A 21,838-nucleotide genomic window follows, 5' to 3' on the forward strand; every position below is an offset into this window, starting at 1 on the left:
TAATATTTTCATGGAACCTTCTCCTTTGACATGCTCTATTTTATTAATATATGGGGGTAAGTTTGAATCAATTACATATTATAGGATGATATATATTACCTTCGAAGTAAGTTAAGCCTGAATCATTTGTTAAAGTATTATATATTCATTCGACAAGTACGTTTAAAGACCTTGCAAGTCATTTGATGAAAATAAAAATAGCCCCTCTCTTACAATAAGAGAAGGGCTATTTACATTACTTAAATTATTTTACAATGTGAATTGGCATTCCAAGAGCAACTTCAGCTGCTTCCATTGTGATTTCACCTAATGTTGGGTGAGCATGGATTGTTTGAGCGATATCTTCAGCTGTCATTCCAGCTTCGATAGCTAAACCAATCTCAGAAATAATATCAGAAGCACCTGCACCTGCAACTTGAGCACCTACAAGAAGACCATCTTCTTTACGTGTTACAAGTTGTAGGAAACCGTCAGTGCTGTTTAATGATAATGCACGACCGTTAGCAGCGAATGGGAACTTAGATACAGTTACAGTCATTCCAGCTTCTTCAGCTTGTTTTTTAGTGTAACCAACAGATGCTAGTTCTGGATCAGTGAAGCATACTGCAGGAATTCCGATGTAATCGATAGCTGATGCATGGCCACTAATTGCTTCTACAGCTACTTTACCTTCGTAAGAAGCTTTGTGAGCTAATGGTGGTCCAGGAACGATATCACCGATTGCATAGATGTTTGGTACATTTGTACGACATTGCTCATCGATTTCGATGATGCCGCGGTCAGTCATTTTAACTCCAACTTGCTCAAGACCGATTTCTTGAGTGTTTGGACGACGACCTACAGTTACTAATACGTAATCTGCTTCTACAGTTTGGATTTCACCTTTAACTTCAAAGCTAACTTTTACGCCAGTTTCTGTTTCTTCAACGCCTTTAGCCATAGCTTTTGTATGGATATTTACGTTACCTTTTTTCTGTAGAGCACGTTTAACAACAGAGCTCATAGCTTTTTCGAAACCAGCTAAGATTTCGTCGCCAGCTTCTACTACAGTAACTTCTGTACCGAAGTTAGCATATGCAGTACCTAATTCCATACCGATGTAACCGCCGCCGATTACAACAAGTTTTTTAGGAATTTCAGGTAAGCTTAAAGCACCTGTAGAGTTGATAACACGTTTAGAGTATTTGAATCCTGGAATTTCGATTGGTGTAGAACCAGTTGCAAGAACAGCATTTTTAAACGTATAAGTTTGAGCTGCATCTTCAGTCATAACGCGTAATGTATTAGCATCTACGAAGTAAGCTTCACCGCGAATGATTTCAACTTTGTTACCTTTAAGAAGGCCTTCAACACCGCCAGTTAATTTCTTAACTACGCCGTTTTTCCATTCTTGAACTTTTGTAAAGTCAACTTTTACGTTTTCTGCAGTAATACCCATGTCATCAGAATGCATTGCATTCTCATAACGATGACCTGCATTGATTAACGCTTTTGAAGGAATACATCCAACGTTTAAGCATACGCCACCAAGGTTAGCTTTTTCAATGATTGCTACCTTTTGACCTAATTGTGCTGCACGAATTGCCGCAACGTATCCACCAGGACCTGCACCAACAACGACTGTATCTAATTCAATTGGGAAATCTCCTACTACCATTGTTATTACGCCTCCATTACTAATAATTGTGGGTCATTCAATAGACGTTTAATTTGGTTTAACGCTTTTTGAGCAGTTGCACCGTCAATTAAACGATGGTCAAAGCTTAGAGATAATGCTAATACTGGAGCTGCAACGATCTCACCGTTTTTCACAACTGGTTTTTCAGCGATACGGCCGATACCAAGGATTGCTACTTCTGGGTGGTTGATAACTGGAGTGAACCATTGTCCACCTGCAGAACCAATGTTTGTAATTGTGCAAGAAGCACCTTTCATTTCAGCTGGAGCTAGACGACCTTCACGTGCTTTACCAGCAAGATCATTGATCTCGTTAGAGATTGTGAAGATAGACTTACGATCTGTATCTTTAACAACTGGTACTAATAGACCTTTGTCTGTATCAGCTGCGATACCGATGTTGAAGTAATGTTTATGAACTACTTCTTGAGATGCATCGTCTAAAGAAGTGTTTAACATTGGGTATTCACGTAATGCAGATGTTAAAGCTTTAACAACGTACGGAAGGTAAGTTAATTTAATACCTTTGTCAGCTGCTACTGCTTTGAACTTCTTACGGTGAGCAACAAGTTCTGTTACATCTACTTCGTCCATTAATGTTACGTGAGGAGCTGTGTGTTTAGAGTTAACCATTGCTTTCGCAATCGCTTTACGGATACCACTCATTTTCTCACGAGTTTCTGGATATTCACCAGCTGGGATTGGTTGTGCTTTTGGTGCTTCTTCTTTCGCTGCTGCTGGAGTAGCTTCTACTGCTGCTGGAGCCTCAGTTGCTGCTACAGTTTGTCCACCATTTGCAAATGCATCGATGTCAGCTTTTACGATACGGCCATTCTTACCAGTACCAGCTACTTTATGAATGTCTACACCTTTTTCACGAGCGTATTTACGAACAGATGGCATAGCAATTACGCGCTCATTTACTACTTCTGCAGTTGCTGCTGGAGTAGCTTCCGCTGCTGGAGCTTCTACTGCTGCTTCTTCAGCTTTTGGAGCTTCATCATGATCGTCACCTTTAAATTTAAGATTTTCGTATCCAGGAGCATCAAATTTAATTAATGTATCTCCTACGATTGCAACTGTTCCTTCTTCTACAAGTACTTCAAGTACTTTACCTTTAACAGGAGAAGGGATTTCTACTACTGCTTTATCATTTTGTACTTCAAGAAGTACATCGTCTTCGTTTACTTCATCGCCTGGTTTAATAAACCATTTTACGATTTCACCTTCGTGGATACCTTCACCGATATCTGGTAGTTTAAATTCAAATGCCACGGAATTCAGCCCCCTGATTCATTTCATTATTATGGAATATGTACAAAAGAAACCAGCATGTGCTGATTTCTTTTGCACATGAAAAGCTAAAAATTAGAAGTTCATTACTTTGTTTACAGCTTCAACAATATCTTTGTGGTTTGGTAACCATACGCTCTCTGCTTGAGAGAATGGGAATACTGTATCAGCAGCTGCAACACGTACAACTGGAGCTTCTAAGTTTAAGATTGCACGGTCGTTAATTTCCGCTACAACGTTAGCTGCAATACCAGCTTGTTTTTGAGCTTCTTGAACTACAACTACGCGACCTGTTTTTTCAACAGAAGCGATGATTGTTTCGATATCTAATGGTTGAACTGTACGTAAGTCAACAACCTCTAAAGAGATACCTTCTTTTTCAAGTTCTTCAGCAGCTTTTAATGCAGCGTGAACCATAGCACCGTAAGCGATAACAGATACATCTGTACCTTCACGTTTGATATCAGCTTTACCTAAATCAATTGTGTAATCACCTTCTGGTACCTCTTGACGGAATGAACGGTACAATTTCATATGCTCTAAGTAGATAACTGGATCGTTGTCACGAATCGCAGAGATTAAAAGACCTTTAGCATCGTATGGAGTAGATGGAATAACAACTTTTAGACCAGGTTGTTGAGCCACTAATCCTTCTAAGCTATCAGCATGTAGTTCAGGAGTATGAACACCACCACCGAATGGAGAACGAACTGTTACTGGAGCAGTCCAACGTCCACCAGAACGGTAACGCATACGAGCTAATTGACCAGAAATTGAATCCATTACTTCATAAACGAAACCGAAGAATTGGATCTCTGGAACTGGACGGAATCCTTCAAGTGCAAGACCAACTGCAAGTCCACCAATACCAGACTCTGCAAGTGGAGTATCCATTACACGATCTTCACCAAATTCAGCTTGTAAACCTTCAGTAGCACGGAATACACCGCCGTTTACACCAACGTCTTCACCAAATACAAGTACGTTAGGGTCATTTTTCATTTCAACGCGTAAAGCATCAGTGATTGCTTGAATCATTGTCATTTGAGCCATGGCTTACTTCGACTCCTTTTCTTTGTAGATTTCATATTGTTCAGCTAAGTTGTAAGGCATTTTTTCGTACATGATTTCCATTAAATCAGTTACTTTTTGTTTTGGAGCTTGGTCAGCCTTAGCAATTGCTTGTTTGATATCTTCTTTTGCTTCTTCGATTACTGTCTCTTCAACTTCTTGAGACCATAGGCCTTTAGCTTCTAAGAACTTACGGAAGCGTACGATTGGGTCTTTTTGTTCCCATTCGTTTTCGATATCTTTTGTACGGTAACGAGTTGGGTCATCACCAGCCATTGTATGTGGACCGTAACGGAATGTTAAAGTCTCGATTAAAGTAGGGCCTTCGCCATTTACTGCGCGCTCACGAGCAAAAGCAGTTGCTGCGTATACAGCTAATGGATCCATACCGTCTACTTGAATTCCGTAAATACCTGCTGCTACTGCTTTTTGTGCTACAGTTTTAGCTGCAGATTGCTTTTCTACTGGAGTAGAAATTGCATAACGGTTGTTTTGAACAACGAAGATTGCTGGAGCTTTGAATGCACCTGCAAAGTTCATACCTTCGTAGAAGTCACCTTGTGAAGCACCACCGTCACCAGTGTAAGTAATTGCAACAGATTTTTTACCACGTAGTTTCATACCTAACGCAACACCAGCAGTTTGGATGATTTGCGCACCGATAATAATCTGTGGAGCTAATGCATTTACATTCTCAGGCATTTGGTTACCCATGAAGTGTCCACGAGAGAATAAGAATGCTTGGTATAATGGTAATCCGTGCCATACTAATTGTGGTACATCACGGTATCCTGGTAAGATGAAGTCTTCTGCTTCAAGTGCGAAATGACTTGCTAATTGAGAAGCTTCTTGTCCAGCTGTAGGTGCGTAGAAACCTAAACGTCCTTGACGGTTTAAAGAAATAGAACGTTGATCTAATACGCGAGTATACACCATACGACGCATTAATTCTTTTAATTGATCATCAGATAATTCAGGCATAGCTGCTTCATTCACAACTTCACCGTTTTCATTTAAAATTTGTAATGTTTCAAATTGAGCTGCGATAGCTTTCATTTGCTCATCAACATTAAATAGGGTCTTTTTTGTTTTAGTACCCATTCCGTTCACCTCTTCCTCTCTTGAACCATATTCTGAAACGCTTTCACTGGCTATTTTCCAGTTTAAAAAGCGCAACGATGTAAACCAACATGTTTGTATGTCGGTTGAGAATAATTTTGTGTACCTAACAATCTGTACTAATGTTTTTTCAGAAACATATTAATACAATCTTGATCACGTTTTTTAGTTTACAACTATTCTAATTACGATGTCAATTACTTTGAATACGTTTTTTTATAAATAATATGCAGGTTTCTACTACACAAACGTGTTTTTATTTTTTACATCTGTATTAGTAAGCATTGACCTACTGTTATATTATTCCCTTTTTCACTTATTTTTTCTCTTAGAATAATATGTAAACGATTTAATTCTCTTTAGTTTTTCTCTCTTCGTAACAAAAATATACAAACTACTCTTCCTTTTTTAGGTAAATACCTATACATTTCTACCCTCTCTTCCATACATTATAGTAACCGCAGTATTAGCGGGAAATGATAAAGGAGGTCATCTCATGTACGGATACTCATATTGCTATCCAACTTGTTCATATCCTTCCTACGGTTATGGCGGTTCTTGTGGCGGGTCTGGACGCGGCTTCGCCTTAATCGTTGTGTTGTTTATTCTTTTAATTATCGTTGGTGCTGCTTGCATTCGCTAATGTAAAACGAAACAACTATGGAAAGAAAAAGACGGCTTTGCCGTCTTTTTCTTTTTATCACATACATAACTACTCTATAATAGAACAATTTCCAAAATGCCTTCCCTTTCTTGCCGATGACTTTTTCCATCTCCTTTGGTAGACTAAAGAGGAAAGGAGAGATTACATATGCTTACAATGAAAGATGTTATTCGCGAAGGAGATCCTATTTTGCGCAACGTTGCAGAAGAGGTGTCATTACCGGCAAGCGAAGAAGATACAACTACCTTAAAAGAAATGATTGAATTCGTAATAAATAGCCAAGATCCTGAAATGGCTGAAAAATATAGTTTACGCCCTGGAATCGGATTAGCGGCTCCGCAAATCGGTGTTTCAAAAAAAATGATTGCAGTTCATGTAACCGATGCGGATGGTACATTATATAGCCATGCATTATTCAATCCAAAAATCATTAGCCATTCTGTTGAACGTACATATTTACAGGGTGGTGAAGGCTGTCTGTCTGTAGACCGCGAAGTACCTGGTTATGTTCCTCGTTATACAAGAATTACAGTAAAAGCAACTTCTATTAACGGAGAAGAAGTAAAATTACGTTTAAAAGGTTTACCAGCAATCGTATTCCAACACGAGATTGATCATTTAAATGGCGTTATGTTCTATGACCATATCAATAAAGAAAATCCTTTTGCCGCTCCTAATGATTCCAAACCTCTAGAGCGATAATAATAAAAAGGCGGAAGTTAATCTTCCGCCTTTTTATTATGAAATGGGTTCCATATTCACTTATAGCAATCCAGCCCACTTTAGTCCATGATATATACCGTCTTCATTAACATCCTTTGTCACATGATTTGCAAGTTTTTTCAAGTCTTCATGGCCATTTCCCATCACAATACCTGTGCCAACGGCTTCGATCATTTCTAAATCATTTAAGCCATCTCCAAATGCATACACTTGATCACGATTAAAACCTAACTTTTCAATGTATTTCTCAATTCCTTTTGCCTTAGAACCACCATTCGGAATGATATCCATTGAATATGCATGCCAACGAATAAAATGAAAATCTGGATAATGATTAATAAACTTTTCCTCTTCATTTACTTCACAAAAAAGTAGTGTTTGATAAATATTACGTTCCTCATAAAAATTAGGCTCATATGCTGGATGCTCAAAGTTTAAGCTTCCAAAGCCTTCTTTCACATAATCATGATATTCCACTGATGCTCTCATATCTTGATGGTCAAGATATACAAGTGGATATCCTTCTTGTTTTGCAAACTGAGTAAACCTATGTAAAGCATCTGGATGTAACGGATTATTAAATATTACCTCATCTTCAAAGACAACATATTGTCCATTAAAACTAACATAATTATGTATATTAAGTTCCCTGCGAATATCTTCGAACATAAATGGCGCGCGCCCTGTCGCAATTGCTACATGTACACCTTTTTCTTGTAACTGTTTTACTGCATCTCGTGTAGATTGCGGAATTTTTTTATCATGATCTAATAATGTTCCATCAATATCAAAAAAGACAATTTTATCATTCATTTGTCAAAATCCTTTCTGGGACTCTATATTCCTATTTTGAATATCACTTTTCAAATTCTAAAAAAAAGTATAACATATTAAACATCTGTGAAGAAAGCGTTCCCTTTCTGACCTTATTTGTAAACTTTGCATATATATATTAGTAAAACATGTAGATACTTGTTCGGATGAATTTTCTTTTCCATTCTTCCTCATACTATACCTATAACTAACGGCTACTGATCGTTACTATAGAATAACTTTCACTGTATGGGAAAGGACAAGATTCACCATTCACTTTTGTCCTATCTCTTATATCAGAGATAGAGTTTTCACTAGTAATAGGCATGTTTAAAATAAGGAAAGGAAGGAGTAATCATGCTGAAGAAGCTGAAGAAAAAGCTCAAGCGTTATTTAAACGGTCTAGTCCGTAAAAAGACAATCGCTTAAATTGTGCCCATTTCGGGCTTTTTCTTCATTCTCATTCGAAAAAACATGAAAATCGTGACTGTTTGCTTTATAATAAGTAACAGATAATGCAAAACATAGACAAGGAGAGGTTTTCCAAATGATTTTTAAAGTATTTTATCAAGAAAAATTAACTGAGGTTCCAGTACGTGAAAATACAAAAGTTTTATATTTAGAGGCTACGTCTGAAAAGGATGTTCGTACAAAGTTAAATAAGTTCGCATATAATATCGAGTTTGTTCAGTCTGTTACTGGCGCTCATCTTGAATATGAAAAAGAAAACGCTGATTTAACATTAGCGGAAATCGTATAGCGATATGAAATTTCTAAAAAACGACCAAGTTGCTGTATTTGCTCTCGGTGGGCTTGGTGAAATCGGTAAAAATACATACGCTGTTCAATTTCAAGATGAAATTATTATAATTGATGCTGGAATTAAATTTCCAGAGGACGAACTTCTCGGGATCGATTATGTAATACCAGACTACACTTATTTTGTGCGAAACGAAGATAAAATTAAAGGGTTATTCATTACACATGGTCACGAAGATCATATCGGCGGAATCCCTTACCTATTACGTCAAGTGAACATTCCGATTTACGGCGGAAAATTAGCAATTGCACTCATCAAAAACAAATTAGAAGAACACGGCTTACTTCGTAAAGCAAAACTTTACGAGATTCAAGAAGATGACGTTATTAAATTCAAAAAAACGTCTGTATCCTTCTTCCGTACAACTCACAGTATTCCAGATTCGTACGGCGTTGTTGTGAAAACACCTCAAGGTCAAGTTGTTCATACAGGTGACTTCAAATTTGACTTCACACCAGTTGGTGAACCAGCTGATTTAACAAAAATGGCTGAAATCGGTAAAGATGGCGTACTATGTCTATTATCTGATAGTACGAACAGTGAAGTTCCAAACTTTACTATGTCTGAGCGTCGCGTTGGTGATAGCATTCAAGACATTTTCCGTAAAGTAGAAGGACGGATTATATTCGCAACCTTTGCATCAAATATCCACCGCTTACAACAAGTTGTTGAAGCTGCTGTTGAAAACAACCGTAAAGTAGCTGTGTTTGGTCGAAGTATGGAAGCAGCGATTGAAATTGGACAAAACCTTGGTTATATTCGTTGCCCGAAAGATACATTCATAGATGCATCTCAACTAAACCGCTTACCAGCTAATAAAGTTGTTATTTTATGTACAGGTAGTCAAGGTGAACCGATGGCAGCACTTTCACGTATTGCAAATGGTACACACCGCCAAATTCAAATTATTCCTGGAGATACAGTTGTTTTCTCTTCTTCACCAATTCCAGGAAATACAATTAGCGTAAGTCGTACAATTAACATGTTGTACCGCGCTGGCGCTGATGTAATTCACGGGAAACTTTCAAATATCCATACAAGTGGACACGGTGGACAAGAAGAACAAAAGTTAATGTTACGTCTAATTAAACCGAAGTACTTCATGCCAATTCATGGTGAATATCGTATGCAGCGTATGCACATGAACATAGCAAATGATTGTGGCATCCCTGAAGAAAATTGCTTCATTATGGATAATGGCGATGTTCTTGCTTTACGTTCGGATGAAGCTAGCGTAGCTGGAAAAATCCCATCTGGTTCGGTCTACATTGATGGAAACGGTATTGGAGATATTGGCAATATCGTATTACGCGATCGTCGTATCCTTTCTGAAGAAGGACTTGTAATTGTAGTTGTAAGCATTGATATGAAAGAATTTAAAGTTGCAGCAGGACCTGATATCATCTCACGCGGTTTCGTTTACATGCGTGAAAGCAGCGATTTAATCAATGATGCACAAACATTAATTACAACTCATTTAGAAAAAGTAATGGAGCGTAAAACAACACAATGGTCTGAAATTAAAAATGAAATTACAGACACATTAGCCCCATTCCTATATGAGAAAACGAAACGTCGTCCAATGATTTTACCAATCATTATGGAAATATAAGAAAAAGGACAATGCCATGAAGGCATTGTCCTTTTCTTTTCTCTTATCTTAAAAAATGTTTAAATCGATCCACTTCATCGTCATGACCAATGACAATTAATATATCTCCTGCTTGAATATTCTCCGTAGCTCGAGGGGATACGATAACTTCTTTGCCTCGTTTAATTGCTACAATATTCAATCCAAACTTCGCACGAATATCTAATTCAATTAAAGAGTGCCCATCAATTTTTTTATTCGCAATAATCTCTACAATACTATGCTCATCTGAAAGCTCAAGGTAGTCTAGCACATTGCTTGATGCAATATTATTAGCAATCCTTTTTCCCATATCACGTTCTGGATGCACAATATGATCTGCACCTATTTTACTTAACACTTTTTCATGATAATCATTTTGAGCTTTTACAGTAATATTTTTTACACCCAACTCTTTCAAAATCAAAGTCGTTAAAATACTTGAATTTAAATTATCTCCAATAGCAACGACTACGTGATCAAAATTTCGAATACCAAGGCTTTTTAATACCATCTCATCTGTTGAATCTGCAATTACAGCATGCGAAGCTATATTTGCAAATTCATTAATTTTATCCTCATCTGAATCGATTGCCATTACTTCCATACCTAATTGAGCTAGTTCTCGACAAATACTTCCACCAAAGCGACCAAGTCCAATGACAGCAAATTCTTTTTCTTTCTCACCCACAAGAATTCCTCCAATAACTTCAAGTACTATTTATTTTCAGTGTAACACACTTTATATGCGTCACAAAAACTATGATTAGCTCTTATTTTTGTTTTTGTATATAAAAATATTGTTGCAAGTAAAAAGCGATACCAACAAGTAGCATAGCAAATACAAATATATTTCCAAAAGAACTAAATGTTTCAAAAACGAATAATAATGTTTCTTGACCAAAAAAGGCAAATAGAAGCTGTGTGAATGCAAATAACAACGCCCATATGTAATGATGTTGATGGAATAAATAATGCGTTGCACCTAAAAAAGCAATAAACGAAAAGATAAAGATCCACCAATTTTCTAAAAATAGTTGCCAATTAGAAAATTGATATCCATTTACTAATATCGCAATAAGCGCGATAACTGCCATCGTCGGCACACTCCAAAATAATGCCCGTCCTCTAAAGAAACGAGTGCCTTTAACATCTCCTTTTTCATGTGCAATATATGTTAGTACTACTGTGCTTATATACAAAACAGAAAGAATTGTTAAAACGATAATAAGCCAAAAATGTAATTGATAATATTCATGCTCTATATTTGTCACGATTGCAGCTAACATGCACGGAATTAACATTCCCGTCCAACCATCTACTTTTCTTTCATTCCAAAAGACCGTATTACCAATCCTTATTCCTAACAACATAAAAATAATGATACCCAATACAAATAACGTAGTTTTATTCCCTACTAAACTCGTTGAGAAAGCAATTAATCCAATAAATAAAAAGAGCACAAACCCATTCATAATTTCTAGTACAGGTGATAAATATCTCTTCACCCATTTGTATGTTTCGTCATATTCATTATTATCTACTAGACGATAGGCATAAAAACTTATCCCAAAATAAACCGCCGCAATAATAACATACGCATATAAGACGAAACATAAAATCGCACTGCTAATTTGCACGTAATTCCCCACCCTTTTTTCTATGTTTCACATTGATTTTACACACTTTTCATACTAAAAGTAAACATATATAAGTTAGTCAAATAATTAATAATGAGCAGTGGCTAAACCCCCTGCTCATTATTAAAACAGTACAATTAACTTTAATTCTTCCATTTGTATGTAAATGTCTAAAATCAATCTATACGAGCGTTACTTACACCTCAGAACAAAAAGTTATTTGGAACCTTCAAGAGAGCGGAAGTTTTATTTTCTATTCCCTTTCCACTTTACATATTGGCTTAAAAATGTGATTGCCTTTTCAATCACTTCTTCGTCTGGTTTTAATTTTGCATGATGTAAACCATATTCTGAATTTACTCCAAGCCAAAACATAAATCCAGGGATTTCTCGAAGCATATAACCAAAATCTTCACCCGTCATTGCCTCAGTACATGTAATAACATTCATATCAGTTTGTTTATGTACAAATTCCATAAACTCTCTCGTTAACTCTTCATGGTTATATACTTGATGATACATTGCTCCGTAATCTATAATCGCCTCACACTGGAAAGAAGCTTCGATACCTGCAACAATTGATTCAATTCTGCTTTTCACACGCTTCATTGATTCCACTGATAATGTTCGAATCGTTCCTTCTAAACGAGATTTTTCTGCAATAATATTTTGAACCGTACCACCTGTAATTTTCCCGATTGTAATTACTGCACTATCAAGAGGATTTACATTGCGACTAATAACGGATTGAAGCTGTGTAACAAGGTGACTCGCTGCAACAATCATGTCATTTGCAGTATGCGGATAGGCAGCATGGCCACCTTTCCCTTTTAAATCAATATATAATTCTGAAGTATTGGCAAATAACAGTCCTTCTTTCGTTGCAATTGTCCCCACAGCGTATTCTGGTGCAATATGAAGACCAAGAATTATATTTGGTTTCCATTCTTTTAACTCTTCACTTTCTAACATAGGAAGAGCACCGCCTGGTCCTTCTTCTGCTGGCTGGAATAGAAATACAAGGTCATCATCTATTCTTTCGCTCACAGCTTTCGTTAGAAGGCCTAAACCGATTGTTGTATGTACATCATGGCCACATGCATGCATCATTCCTTCATGAATAGAAGCAAACTCGTATCCAGTTTCCTCTGTAATTGGTAAACCGTCTATATCTGCACGATAACCTATTATTTTTTCGGGATTTTTTCCATTTACTTTAACGATTACACCCGTTTTCCATGTCTTCACTTCCATAAATTCATGAGAAAGTGTTCCTATATAATCTAAAATATACTGTTGTGTTTTCCATTCCTTAAATCCGATTTCTGGAATTCTATGTAAATCTCTACGAATTTGGATAAATTTGCTTACTGTCATTTTTGCACCTCTATCTATAAAAAGCGTAAGAGCCCATTTACGCTCTTACGCTTTTTTTACTTTTTATTTCTCTGGGTTTAATTGACGAAGCTCTTGTTTAATTTCTGTTTTTGCTTTTGTCTTCTCATCAATTTCTTTAATTACACGTGCTGGAGTACCTGCAACAACTGTGTATGGAGGCACATCTTCTGTTACAACAGCTCCTGCTGCTACGACTGCACCTTTCCCTACTGTAACACCCTCTAAAACAACCACGTTTGCACCGATTACTACATCATCTTCAACGATAACTGGTTTTGCAGAAGGTGGCTCAATAACACCTGCAAGTACAGCACCTGCACCTACGTGACAGTTTTTACCGACTGTTGCACGTCCACCAAGTACTGCGTTCATGTCGATCATAGAACCTTCACCAATTACAGCACCAATGTTAATTGTTGCATTCATCATAATTACAGCGTTGTCACCAATTTCAACATGGTCACGAATAATAGCACCTGGCTCGATGCGAGCTTTAATACCTTTTAAATCAAGCATCGGGATTGCAGAATTACGACGATCGTTTTCTACAACGTAGTCAACGATGTGCTTATTATTCTCATCAAGAATTGTCTTAATTTCAGACCATTCTCCGAATAATACACCTGACTTTTTATTCACAAATGCTTGTACTGTTTCAGGGAATGTTACTTCTTTTAAATCCCCTTTTATGTATACCTTTACAGGAGTTTTCTTTTCACTTTTTTGAATAAACGAAATAATTTCGTTAGCGTCCATCATTTTCATTCTTGTTGCCTCCTAAATCCATTTATAATGTTACTCTACCAAACGAAAGAGCGAGTAGCAAGATAATAATCTTATTTTTCCCTTTGAATTTCTTCTATAATTTCTAAAAATGCTTGTACTTGCTTCAACTGCCTTGCCGAGTCACTTGTTAACAACCATGTTTCTCTCGTCAGTTGAACAGGTGTTTTATACATATTTTCCTGTACTTCCTTTAAAACAGTAGAAGGTAAAAGGGCATAACCTATACCATTTAAAACAAGTTGTTTACATGTTTCAATTTGGTCAACTACAATCGTTCGCTTAGGCGGATTAGAAAATAAACCATACCACCAATTTTGTATTTGTCCATAATAAGTCGAATCACTTTTAAATTGAATGAACGGCCTATTTGTTTCTTTTAACATCGAAATATCTTTTATTTCTTTATCAACTAAATACAGTTCATCTTCAAATAATTGTTGCTTCTGACCTTTATATTCTTGTGTTCCCCTCAGTATAGCAACATGAACGTCTCCTTCATAAAACTGCTTTTGCACTTCACTACTCCATCCAGTAAACAGCGATATCTTGACAGAAGGATATTTATGCACAAACTTTTTCAAAACAGGAGGGAGCCAATATTGACCAATAACTGATGCAACAGCTATTTTTAACGTTCCATGAGTTTCCGTTCTGAAAACAGCTAGCTCACTTTTTATATCTTCTTCCCTTTGCAACATTTCTTTAGCATAATTTGCAACTTTTTCCCCTTCAGGTGTAATTGTCAATCCTTTTTGTGAGCGAATAAAAAACTTCATTCCCCATTGTTTCTCCATAGATTGTAATCGTTGACTCAGCGCAGGTTGGGAAACAAATAAACGTTCCGCCGCTTTTCTCATATTTGATTCCTGAGCTAACACAACCATCATTTGAAAATCATCAATTTGCAACTTTCTCCCTCTTTCCTTAGCTTCCATACACCTTATTTCAATAAGCTTTTCATCCTTAATTTACCCGAATGCTTTCATTCAGAAAATACAATTGTCCAGCGCAAACTTTCCTTATGTTTTATGTCTTTTTAAATATAATACATACACAAGTGATATGCACGAAAAAAAAGTGACTTCTTCGTTTCTATGAAGTCACTTTTCTTACGTTATCGATTATGTTGCCTTACTTTCTTATTCAACAATTTTAAAATAGCCCGACGTGTTAAAATCCCCTCAAAATAGCCTTCTTCATTAACAGCGCAAATAAAAGGATGATCAATTGTCATTTCTAAAGCTTTTGCAAATGAATCGTCTAATTTAAGAACAGGTATATCTTCTTTCATCACCTGCTCTACTTTCATATCATCGAGTCTTTCAAACTCAATACGTTCTAATCCTAACATACCATCTAATATCATGGCAGTACTAATCAAACCATGTAGTTTATACATTGGATCTAAGACAGGTATCGCCGAATATCCAGATTTCACAAGAACGAGTAAAGCATGTTCTAAACTATTTCCAATTTGGACATGAGCTACTTTTTCCGATGAAATCATTAAATCCTTCACAAGAATTTGTTGAAATTCGTCTTTCGGAATACTAATCATATTACATCCCCCATTTTCCCTTTTTCCTGCTTATGTTCACAACTCTATTCACATTTTATGACAGCGTTTTCATATTATTATTTTGTCCTAAATTTATTTCAATAAAAATACAATCACACAGCTATTTTAGCATACAGCACAAAAAAAAGACTACCATTCCGGTAGCGCTTAATACCCTTTATTTTTTAATCTGTAAAATAACCTTGTGATTTTTTTATATTGCATCACATCTGTCTGTTTCAAACCATTCTCAATATCTGTAAGTTCCACAGCTAAAATTTCACTTGCGTAATTTTGCTGAAATAAAATATCTAGTAGTAAACTTTCTTCTTCCTTCGTTAAAACAACTTCCCTTTGCATATACCCCTCTCCTTACACTCGCATCGTTACTCTTATTATATAAAAAATTCAACCTATTTAATAGATGTAATATTCAGTTTTTATTAAAAGATATATAGCAATCGTATACATACAAAAAAATCATTTCGTATATCGATTTGCATAGCTAAACGCCGCATAAGCATCTGGCTTAATTTTTGCAGTTAATCCCATCGCTCGAATTTTTTCTGTCATATCTAAAATAAATTCTTTTGTTAAACCATCATTCCCAATGTCTAAATGAATTTCCATTATGAATCCAGCCCCATCTTGAGCATAAGGATGCAATAACTCCCATATTGTTTGTATATGAGTAGGCGTAAATAGACATGCGATTTCTTGACTAAACTGCGTTTCTAAATATATTTTCTCACGTAAGGTTGCCGGCTTATCTTTTACTGATCTATGGTGTAAACAGCCCCAGGCACCTTTTCCAACACGATGAATATGGATTGCTGTAATAAACCTCGTATCCTTTTGATGCGCTTGTGAGTCTGTCCCAATGGATAATCGATATAAATTTCGCGGATCCTTTTCAATGAAACTACAAATACGGTTAAAGACCATATCAAAATTTAAATGTCTCTCTGAAACATTGTAAAATTTATGTGCACCGTCCACAGAGTCACGTCCTTTCAATTAGACAGACTTTTCGTATTCTCATTGTATGGGACAAAAACTAAAATTATAACTTCCTATCCTTTATTCGTTTCAATATTTCGAATTACAAAGTGACAAACTTGGCACGTATAAATTACATTTTGATTAGATTGAGCCGTTAATACATGAATAATCTCAGCAGAACTTTGACAATTAGGACAAATCACAACTGGTAAACGTTCCATACGATAACCTCCTAGTTATATTTCTCCCGCTATTTGCAGAACCCAGCGATTGTGAGAAGTTTAGCTTCACATATTCACCCGGTTGACGGGACTCATTTTCCACATGGATAAGCAAACTTGCACGGATTAAAATTTCATTTTAATACCATTGTAGGAAAAATAAAAAACTTCTATACATTCCACTAGAAAGTAATAGAACTAAAAAAGGTACTGCCACATGGCAGTACCTTTTTTATATGTATCAAGAAATGATATCGTAAATCTCAATTGCAACCATGTCGATATTATCGAATTGATACACTTGAGGTTTTTCACCTTGTTGATACACTTCTAACTCATACATTTCACTTTTATCGAAAAATTTCACGCTACATTTGCGCTCACCGTTCACTTCAAAATAGCGTTGTGCTACTTCACCGCTTTCAGCTTGTTCTTGTAGACTAACAAGTCGAGTTAAAATTCCTTGGAGTAGAGACATGAAATCTCTCCTTTCTCTGATCTTCCTACCAATAGGTTTTACAGCTATACTCATTCTATCCGTCATAACAGAAAAAATGTTCCACACTCTAGGATAAAGGTTATTGGCCAGAAACTCAACTAAAAATTTGTCGAAATGCGAAGGAAAAAACAGAAAGAACATATTTCCCCTTCTTTATTGCGGTTTTTATACTGGAAGAATATAATAAAAAACAGAAAAAAGGAGGAATAACAATGAAAAAAATTGAGGTTTATACACAACCCGATTGTCCGCCCTGTGTTATTGTGAAAGAATTTTTGAAGCATAATAACGTTGCATATGAAGAATTTGACGTAAAAAAAGACGCTGCTGCTCGCAATCGTCTTTTATACGACTATGATTCTTATTCAACTCCAACAGTCGTAATTGATGGCGAAGTAGTTGCAGGGTTTCAAATTGAAAAGTTACAACAACTACTCAATATAGAATAGGAATAGGTAAATACCTATTCCTATTCTTATCCCGCTATTTGTGGGTAGTAAAACTCCTACCCCAAATTTAGCTACAGCAAAGAAGTTAGATGGAAGAGTAATCCCTCCCACTGATTAAAAGTTTCACTTTATAATTGTTGCAACCTTTTTATTTCAGTTAAAAGTTCCTGACTTTCATGATATCCTGCTAGCTTCCATTTATCTTGCTCCCTTTTCAATGTTACAATTTGATACTGTCCACTTTTTGTCCGCTCATATACATATAAATTTTTATGTTCTTCATCATACGACATTTTCGTTTCTGAATTAAAAGAAAACGGTGCTTCTTTTGCCGGAAGTAAATATTCACCACTTTGTTTATCACTTCTGCTATTTTCATCTGTAAATACTTGAAGGAAATTATCTGTAAAATACGGTGATAACGTCTCTATCATCTTATTCATCGGCAAATGCTTCCCACGAATTGAAAACTGGGTTTCATAGCCTTTTTGTATCGTTGTAAATACTTCTTTCCGATCGACTTCCACTTCCTCTTTTCCTAAAACAGTCGTAACACTATAACCAACTAGAAAGGCAACACATACAAATAGAACAAGCCATATTCCATATTTCCTCATTTTTTCACCTTCCTTTTAAAAGAACTTGTCTTTGTAGTATTCATTGTAACAATGATTATGCAAAGACAGGACAGATTTCGTTCGTAAAATCTTTACAACGATAGACAGCATTTTCATCACCATTTTCACTATTACCAATTTATGATAAAAACAAACAAAAAATGCACGAATCTCTTCGTGCATTAAAATAAAACATCTTCTTCATATAAATATTCATAAGATAAATCTATAAATAAAAAGTTGTCATCATCAATCGGGAAAGAAAATGTTCGTACCATTTCTCCCGTTTCAATATCTGCATATAAATCTGAAAGCCTCGCCTTATTCTCAAAACGCATTTTCATGATATTCTCGAGAAAATACGGGCGCCAACTCCAGTTCTTCATATAATAATCCGGCATCACAATCCATTCTCCATCTTTTTTCATAACATTTCCTGATTGTTGGAAACCATCTTCATTACAAATAAATATACGAAAACTACACTGTGATACACTTTGACTAAATTGTAATAACCAATCATTTATATCTTCATTCTTTTTTTGTTTTGATAAAACATCGCCAATGCGATCGCGTAACATCTCTGTTAAATTATAAATTTTTTGTAACTTCTTCTTTTCATGCTGAATAAACTGATGACATTCATTACCTAGTCGCTCTTTCAAAACATTCGTTTCAATAAAATCAGGTAAACATTCTTTCAAATAATTACCTTGATAATATCTTCCGCCGTTCTTCCAAGCATATTGCAGTTGATAAAAAGCATCTATTTCTTCATATAACAAAGTTGCACCAATTCTTCTAGCAAGTAATGATAAAGAATATAAAATATCTTGATAAGATTGTAAAAGTGCTGTTTGCCTTAAGTTCGTTAAATCTACTTTTAAAATATCAGGTGCTAACACGCTAATACGCTCTAAATTACTTGTGCCCGTTCCGACTTTATTAATCGAAATTTGAATACCATATGTACGATAATACATAAGCAAATGATTAAATTGCTCTATATCTTCTTTACATTCATGTTCTGTAATCTCTAAAACAATTTGTTTTAAATTTAAACCTTGTTCTTCATACCTCAATAAAAGTTGAAGCAAGCTTTCATCATCATCATTCATTAATACATTAGCATTCCGATGTATAAATAATAATAATTTTTGATCGCTTTCTAAATAACGATTTAAAGCTTTTTCTACTATAATATTATCCGCTTCCAGTTGAAATTCACTTGGAATCGAATCATCGTGAAAGAAAGAAGCTAAACTTTGTATGCCCTCTTCTGTTTGAATACGTCCTACTACTTCGTATCCAATTACAGTATGCTCATCAGCACTAAAAATAGCTTGATAATAAGGAAGGACTTTATCCAAGTTACTCATTACATCTAATGCATCTATCAACGTGCTTCCCTCCCTTTACTTTTCAAAAATTATAACATGATATTTACGGAAAAATAATAAAAAATCCCTTCAGTTTTCCTGAAGGGATTAGAGGGGTAAAATGCTAAGGGGAATTAGCAATTCTACTATGAAGAAAAAAGAGGTCTTAAATATAACGTATATATGACCTCTTGTAAACACTTTTCTTTCATATGTCACAATTCCGTCACATTTAGCCATAAAAAAATGAATCAAATATTCATTTTTTTATCCCTTTTAAAATGGATATTGATGTAAATGTTGTCCTCCATCCATTGTCATGCAAGTTCCATTTATGTACGCAGCTTCATCTGAACATAAATAATAAGCTAGACCAGCGATTTCTTCTGGCGTACCCAGCCTTCCAAGCGGAACACTTTGTATCGTACGTTTAGCCATTTCTTCTGAAATCCATAATTTATCAGCACCGCCCGTACGTTCAATTGGTCCTGGCGCGATAGCGTTAACTCGTATTCCATATTTACGTCCCCACTCAACAGCGAGCGTCTTCGTCATCGCTAATACTCCTGCCTTCGCTGCAGCCGAATGAATAACTCCTGGACCAGCATCCCATGCATATGTTGCTACCATGTTAATGATATTCCCTTTTATACCTTTTTCAATCCAATATTTTCCGACAGCATGACTACAGTAAAACGTACCGTTTAATACAATATTAATGACTGAATTCCAGCCATTCACAGATAAATCTTCTGCTGGACAAATAAAGTTTCCAGCTGCATTATTTATTAAAACATCAATTCTACCAAACTTCTCATCAATCTGTTCAATCATTTTCTGAATGTCATCCGTATTTCTTACATCCATTTGTACAGGTAATACTTGCCCTGGAAATTGTTCAATTTCCAACTTTGTTTCCTCTAGTTTTTCCTTTGTACGTCCTGTAATAACAACTCGTGCCCCTTCTTTTGCAAAACGAGTCGCCATTCCTTTTCCCATTCCACTCGATCCACCTGTTATAATAACTACCTTTTCTTTCACATACATCCCCTCCCAAAAATGAATACACATTCATTTTATCACTTTATTTAATAGAAATCTTTATATTTTTAAACTTTTCTGATATTTTAGCGTAAAGAACTTTCTTTTTATTCATTTTTTTTCGTAATCTATACTACTTTTTATTATGTAAAGTATATTTTAAATAAACTGAAAGGAGATTTGAGTAGCCTATAAATGGAATGAAAACATTGAGGTATACTCATATTTTTATGAAGCACATTACAAGAAGAAATTTTTTAAAAATTGGTATGCGTACTTGTCTCTATTCATTTATAACCAGTAGCATCGGATACTACTATGCTAAATATATAGAGCCCCATTTCATTTCTTTTACACAGCACACATTAAAATCACAACTCATCCCAAAAAGTTTTCATGGTATGAAAATTCTTCAATTCAGCGATTTACATCTCGGATACTATTTCTCGCTTCAACATTTATCTAAAGTTGTTTCTAAAATTAATGCTGTAAATCCAGATATTGTCCTTTTTACCGGAGATCTCATTGATAATTATCAAACGTATACTGACACTCCTTTCGTTGCATCCATTTTAAAAAATATACAAGCCCCCTTTGGTAAATTCGCTATTTATGGTAACCATGATCACGGTGGATATGGAACTGAATACTATGAGCACATCATGCGTGAATCAGGATTTGAGCTATTGCTCAATAGTGAAAAAAGAATTCATCTAATGGATAATAGTGAAATTTCTATTTTCGGTCTCGATGATATACTATTAGGCAAACCAAAAATAGAGAAAACATTAGAGCATGCACGGCAAAGTACTTATAACATTGTTCTTGTTCACGAACCAGATATCGCGCCCAAAGTTTCTAAATATCCAATCAACTTGCAACTTTCTGGTCATAGTCACGGCGGACAAGTACAAATTCCTTTTTTAGGAGCTATTATTACACCTTCACTCGCCAAAGACTATATTGAAGGCTTCTATACAATTCAGGATTTAACTCTCTATGTCAATCGAGGCCTGGGAAGAACACGTGTCCCATTTCGCTTTATGTCAAAACCTGAAATCACAATTTTCACACTCCAACATTCGTAATAATTCGCCTATTTTCTTACATATCCTTTCTTGTACGCGCTCATCCACGTTTTGTTTACCATATGATAAAAGTGAGTCCAATAAAGGAGGTATGTTCATGTATCCATATTATCAACCAATTCCAGTCCGTTCAGCACCTATTGGTCCAGTAGGCGACTCACGCTTCTTCCCGTTTTTTGGCGTTCCCTTTCTAGCTGGAATTGCTGGTGGATTGCTCGGCGGAGCATTAGCTTTCGGCCCTCGACCATTTTATCCACCTTATCCACCACCTTTCCCGCCGCCAGCACCTTATCCTTGTTACGGTGGACCATGTCAGCAACCATACTATTACTAAGTTAAAATAACGATTC

General features: G+C 35.8%; 25 protein-coding genes. 7 read left to right on the top strand and 18 right to left on the bottom strand.

What is annotated here, in order from left to right:
• Window positions 1-244: 244 nt before the first annotated feature.
• From lpdA to pdhA, 4 genes are all read right to left on the bottom strand, one after another.
• Complete coding sequence (gene lpdA, locus ACQGSG_RS14805) at window positions 245-1,657, bottom strand: dihydrolipoyl dehydrogenase (protein WP_000260104.1); 1,413 nt, start codon at window positions 1,655-1,657, stop codon at window positions 245-247.
• A 5-nt stretch (window positions 1,658-1,662) separates the two neighbouring features.
• Window positions 1,663-2,952, bottom strand: coding sequence for a pyruvate dehydrogenase complex dihydrolipoyllysine-residue acetyltransferase (gene pdhC, locus ACQGSG_RS14810; RefSeq protein ID WP_000863419.1), 1,290 nt, complete (start codon window positions 2,950-2,952; stop codon window positions 1,663-1,665).
• Between the two features lie 93 nt (window positions 2,953-3,045).
• Window positions 3,046-4,023: a pyruvate dehydrogenase complex E1 component subunit beta gene (gene pdhB, locus ACQGSG_RS14815; protein ID WP_000068168.1), complete on the bottom strand. Its 978-nt coding sequence runs from the start codon at window positions 4,021-4,023 to the stop codon at window positions 3,046-3,048.
• A gap of 3 nt (window positions 4,024-4,026) precedes the next feature.
• A complete protein-coding gene (gene pdhA, locus ACQGSG_RS14820; RefSeq protein ID WP_000536895.1) occupies window positions 4,027-5,142 on the bottom strand; it encodes a pyruvate dehydrogenase E1 component subunit alpha in 1,116 nt (371 codons plus the stop codon).
• Between the two features lie 514 nt (window positions 5,143-5,656).
• Here pdhA and ACQGSG_RS14825 point away from each other — a divergent pair.
• Both ACQGSG_RS14825 and def read left to right on the top strand, forming a co-directional pair.
• Window positions 5,657-5,803 carry a YjcZ family sporulation protein gene (locus ACQGSG_RS14825; RefSeq protein ID WP_000274562.1) on the top strand — a complete coding sequence of 49 codons (147 nt, stop codon included), beginning with the start codon at window positions 5,657-5,659 and terminating at the stop codon, window positions 5,801-5,803.
• A gap of 168 nt (window positions 5,804-5,971) precedes the next feature.
• Window positions 5,972-6,526 carry a peptide deformylase gene (gene def / locus ACQGSG_RS14830; protein WP_000957049.1) on the top strand — a complete coding sequence of 185 codons (555 nt, stop codon included), beginning with the start codon at window positions 5,972-5,974 and terminating at the stop codon, window positions 6,524-6,526.
• 60 nt (window positions 6,527-6,586) lie between these two features.
• Here def and ACQGSG_RS14835 read toward each other — a convergent pair whose 3' ends face one another.
• A complete protein-coding gene (locus tag ACQGSG_RS14835) occupies window positions 6,587-7,360 on the bottom strand; it encodes a Cof-type HAD-IIB family hydrolase (RefSeq protein WP_000998279.1) in 774 nt (257 codons plus the stop codon).
• Window positions 7,361-7,907: 547 nt separating this feature from the next.
• Here ACQGSG_RS14835 and ACQGSG_RS14840 point away from each other — a divergent pair.
• Window positions 7,908-8,120 carry a DNA-dependent RNA polymerase subunit epsilon gene (locus tag ACQGSG_RS14840; RefSeq protein WP_000576435.1) on the top strand — a complete coding sequence of 71 codons (213 nt, stop codon included), beginning with the start codon at window positions 7,908-7,910 and terminating at the stop codon, window positions 8,118-8,120.
• 4 nt (window positions 8,121-8,124) lie between these two features.
• Window positions 8,125-9,792, top strand: coding sequence for a ribonuclease J1 (rnjA, locus tag ACQGSG_RS14845; RefSeq protein WP_000670377.1), 1,668 nt, complete (start codon window positions 8,125-8,127; stop codon window positions 9,790-9,792).
• Window positions 9,793-9,835: 43 nt separating this feature from the next.
• Here rnjA and ACQGSG_RS14850 read toward each other — a convergent pair whose 3' ends face one another.
• The 10 genes from ACQGSG_RS14850 to ACQGSG_RS14895 all read right to left on the bottom strand — a co-directional run bounded on the left by ACQGSG_RS14850 (window position 9,836) and on the right by ACQGSG_RS14895 (window position 16,893).
• Window positions 9,836-10,501 (bottom strand): potassium channel family protein, encoded by a 666-nt coding sequence (locus ACQGSG_RS14850; protein ID WP_000504032.1) that lies wholly within the window; start codon window positions 10,499-10,501, stop codon window positions 9,836-9,838.
• A gap of 82 nt (window positions 10,502-10,583) precedes the next feature.
• Entirely contained in the window at window positions 10,584-11,450 is an 867-nt protein-coding gene (locus ACQGSG_RS14855; protein WP_001167321.1) for a cytochrome c oxidase assembly protein, read from the bottom strand.
• A gap of 246 nt (window positions 11,451-11,696) precedes the next feature.
• Window positions 11,697-12,827: an N-acetyldiaminopimelate deacetylase gene (locus ACQGSG_RS14860; RefSeq protein WP_000218662.1), complete on the bottom strand. Its 1,131-nt coding sequence runs from the start codon at window positions 12,825-12,827 to the stop codon at window positions 11,697-11,699.
• Between the two features lie 63 nt (window positions 12,828-12,890).
• Entirely contained in the window at window positions 12,891-13,613 is a 723-nt protein-coding gene (gene dapD / locus ACQGSG_RS14865) for a 2,3,4,5-tetrahydropyridine-2,6-dicarboxylate N-acetyltransferase (RefSeq protein WP_000783241.1), read from the bottom strand.
• A 71-nt stretch (window positions 13,614-13,684) separates the two neighbouring features.
• Entirely contained in the window at window positions 13,685-14,569 is an 885-nt protein-coding gene (locus tag ACQGSG_RS14870) for a LysR family transcriptional regulator (protein WP_001987174.1), read from the bottom strand.
• Between the two features lie 179 nt (window positions 14,570-14,748).
• A complete protein-coding gene (gene cbpB, locus ACQGSG_RS14875; protein WP_000623579.1) occupies window positions 14,749-15,192 on the bottom strand; it encodes a cyclic-di-AMP-binding protein CbpB in 444 nt (147 codons plus the stop codon).
• A gap of 168 nt (window positions 15,193-15,360) precedes the next feature.
• Window positions 15,361-15,552: an antirepressor AbbA gene (gene abbA / locus ACQGSG_RS14880; protein ID WP_001188692.1), complete on the bottom strand. Its 192-nt coding sequence runs from the start codon at window positions 15,550-15,552 to the stop codon at window positions 15,361-15,363.
• A gap of 120 nt (window positions 15,553-15,672) precedes the next feature.
• Window positions 15,673-16,191, bottom strand: a complete 519-nt coding sequence (locus ACQGSG_RS14885) for a ribonuclease H-like YkuK family protein (protein WP_000348489.1) — start codon at window positions 16,189-16,191, stop codon at window positions 15,673-15,675.
• Between the two features lie 74 nt (window positions 16,192-16,265).
• Complete coding sequence (locus ACQGSG_RS14890) at window positions 16,266-16,415, bottom strand: hypothetical protein (RefSeq protein ID WP_000440540.1); 150 nt, start codon at window positions 16,413-16,415, stop codon at window positions 16,266-16,268.
• Window positions 16,416-16,656: 241 nt separating this feature from the next.
• Window positions 16,657-16,893: a YkuJ family protein gene (locus ACQGSG_RS14895; protein WP_000055151.1), complete on the bottom strand. Its 237-nt coding sequence runs from the start codon at window positions 16,891-16,893 to the stop codon at window positions 16,657-16,659.
• A 233-nt stretch (window positions 16,894-17,126) separates the two neighbouring features.
• On the opposite strand from ACQGSG_RS14895, the gene ACQGSG_RS14900 reads away from it, so the two are divergent.
• Window positions 17,127-17,363: a glutaredoxin family protein gene (locus tag ACQGSG_RS14900; protein WP_000717875.1), complete on the top strand. Its 237-nt coding sequence runs from the start codon at window positions 17,127-17,129 to the stop codon at window positions 17,361-17,363.
• Between the two features lie 128 nt (window positions 17,364-17,491).
• Here ACQGSG_RS14900 and ACQGSG_RS14905 read toward each other — a convergent pair whose 3' ends face one another.
• From ACQGSG_RS14905 to fadH, 3 genes are all read right to left on the bottom strand, one after another.
• Window positions 17,492-17,980: a DUF3993 domain-containing protein gene (locus ACQGSG_RS14905; protein WP_098605475.1), complete on the bottom strand. Its 489-nt coding sequence runs from the start codon at window positions 17,978-17,980 to the stop codon at window positions 17,492-17,494.
• A gap of 182 nt (window positions 17,981-18,162) precedes the next feature.
• Complete coding sequence (locus ACQGSG_RS14910; protein WP_000564306.1) at window positions 18,163-19,380, bottom strand: EAL domain-containing protein; 1,218 nt, start codon at window positions 19,378-19,380, stop codon at window positions 18,163-18,165.
• A gap of 255 nt (window positions 19,381-19,635) precedes the next feature.
• Entirely contained in the window at window positions 19,636-20,400 is a 765-nt protein-coding gene (gene fadH / locus ACQGSG_RS14915) for a 2,4-dienoyl-CoA reductase (RefSeq protein ID WP_000660913.1), read from the bottom strand.
• 230 nt (window positions 20,401-20,630) lie between these two features.
• Between fadH and ACQGSG_RS14920 the strand changes: the two genes are divergently transcribed.
• Both ACQGSG_RS14920 and ACQGSG_RS14925 read left to right on the top strand, forming a co-directional pair.
• Window positions 20,631-21,488: a metallophosphoesterase gene (locus tag ACQGSG_RS14920; protein WP_033667426.1), complete on the top strand. Its 858-nt coding sequence runs from the start codon at window positions 20,631-20,633 to the stop codon at window positions 21,486-21,488.
• Between the two features lie 97 nt (window positions 21,489-21,585).
• On the top strand, window positions 21,586-21,822 hold the full coding sequence (locus tag ACQGSG_RS14925; RefSeq protein ID WP_000283738.1) for a hypothetical protein: 237 nt from the start codon (window positions 21,586-21,588) through the stop codon (window positions 21,820-21,822).
• Window positions 21,823-21,838 lie beyond the last annotated feature (16 nt).

Origin of the sequence: Bacillus sp. GMa5/1, from assembly GCF_050172015.1 — a bacterium.
Classification (GTDB): domain Bacteria; phylum Bacillota; class Bacilli; order Bacillales; family Bacillaceae_G; genus Bacillus_A; species Bacillus_A cereus.

Coding starts and splice junctions, on each gene's coding strand:
- lpdA (WP_000260104.1), bottom strand. CDS start 1,657: ATGGTAGTAGGAGATTTCCCAATTGAATTAGATACAGTCGTTGTTGGT.
- pdhB (WP_000068168.1), bottom strand. CDS start 4,023: ATGGCTCAAATGACAATGATTCAAGCAATCACTGATGCTTTACGCGTT.
- pdhA (WP_000536895.1), bottom strand. CDS start 5,142: ATGGGTACTAAAACAAAAAAGACCCTATTTAATGTTGATGAGCAAATG.
- ACQGSG_RS14825 (WP_000274562.1), top strand. CDS start 5,657: ATGTACGGATACTCATATTGCTATCCAACTTGTTCATATCCTTCCTAC.
- def (WP_000957049.1), top strand. CDS start 5,972: ATGCTTACAATGAAAGATGTTATTCGCGAAGGAGATCCTATTTTGCGC.
- ACQGSG_RS14835 (WP_000998279.1), bottom strand. CDS start 7,360: ATGAATGATAAAATTGTCTTTTTTGATATTGATGGAACATTATTAGAT.
- ACQGSG_RS14840 (WP_000576435.1), top strand. CDS start 7,908: ATGATTTTTAAAGTATTTTATCAAGAAAAATTAACTGAGGTTCCAGTA.
- rnjA (WP_000670377.1), top strand. CDS start 8,125: ATGAAATTTCTAAAAAACGACCAAGTTGCTGTATTTGCTCTCGGTGGG.
- ACQGSG_RS14860 (WP_000218662.1), bottom strand. CDS start 12,827: ATGACAGTAAGCAAATTTATCCAAATTCGTAGAGATTTACATAGAATT.
- dapD (WP_000783241.1), bottom strand. CDS start 13,613: ATGAAAATGATGGACGCTAACGAAATTATTTCGTTTATTCAAAAAAGT.
- ACQGSG_RS14870 (WP_001987174.1), bottom strand. CDS start 14,569: ATGGAAGCTAAGGAAAGAGGGAGAAAGTTGCAAATTGATGATTTTCAA.
- cbpB (WP_000623579.1), bottom strand. CDS start 15,192: ATGATTAGTATTCCGAAAGACGAATTTCAACAAATTCTTGTGAAGGAT.
- abbA (WP_001188692.1), bottom strand. CDS start 15,552: ATGCAAAGGGAAGTTGTTTTAACGAAGGAAGAAGAAAGTTTACTACTA.
- ACQGSG_RS14890 (WP_000440540.1), bottom strand. CDS start 16,415: ATGGAACGTTTACCAGTTGTGATTTGTCCTAATTGTCAAAGTTCTGCT.
- ACQGSG_RS14895 (WP_000055151.1), bottom strand. CDS start 16,893: ATGTCTCTACTCCAAGGAATTTTAACTCGACTTGTTAGTCTACAAGAA.
- ACQGSG_RS14900 (WP_000717875.1), top strand. CDS start 17,127: ATGAAAAAAATTGAGGTTTATACACAACCCGATTGTCCGCCCTGTGTT.
- ACQGSG_RS14905 (WP_098605475.1), bottom strand. CDS start 17,980: ATGAGGAAATATGGAATATGGCTTGTTCTATTTGTATGTGTTGCCTTT.
- ACQGSG_RS14920 (WP_033667426.1), top strand. CDS start 20,631: ATGAAGCACATTACAAGAAGAAATTTTTTAAAAATTGGTATGCGTACT.
- ACQGSG_RS14925 (WP_000283738.1), top strand. CDS start 21,586: ATGTATCCATATTATCAACCAATTCCAGTCCGTTCAGCACCTATTGGT.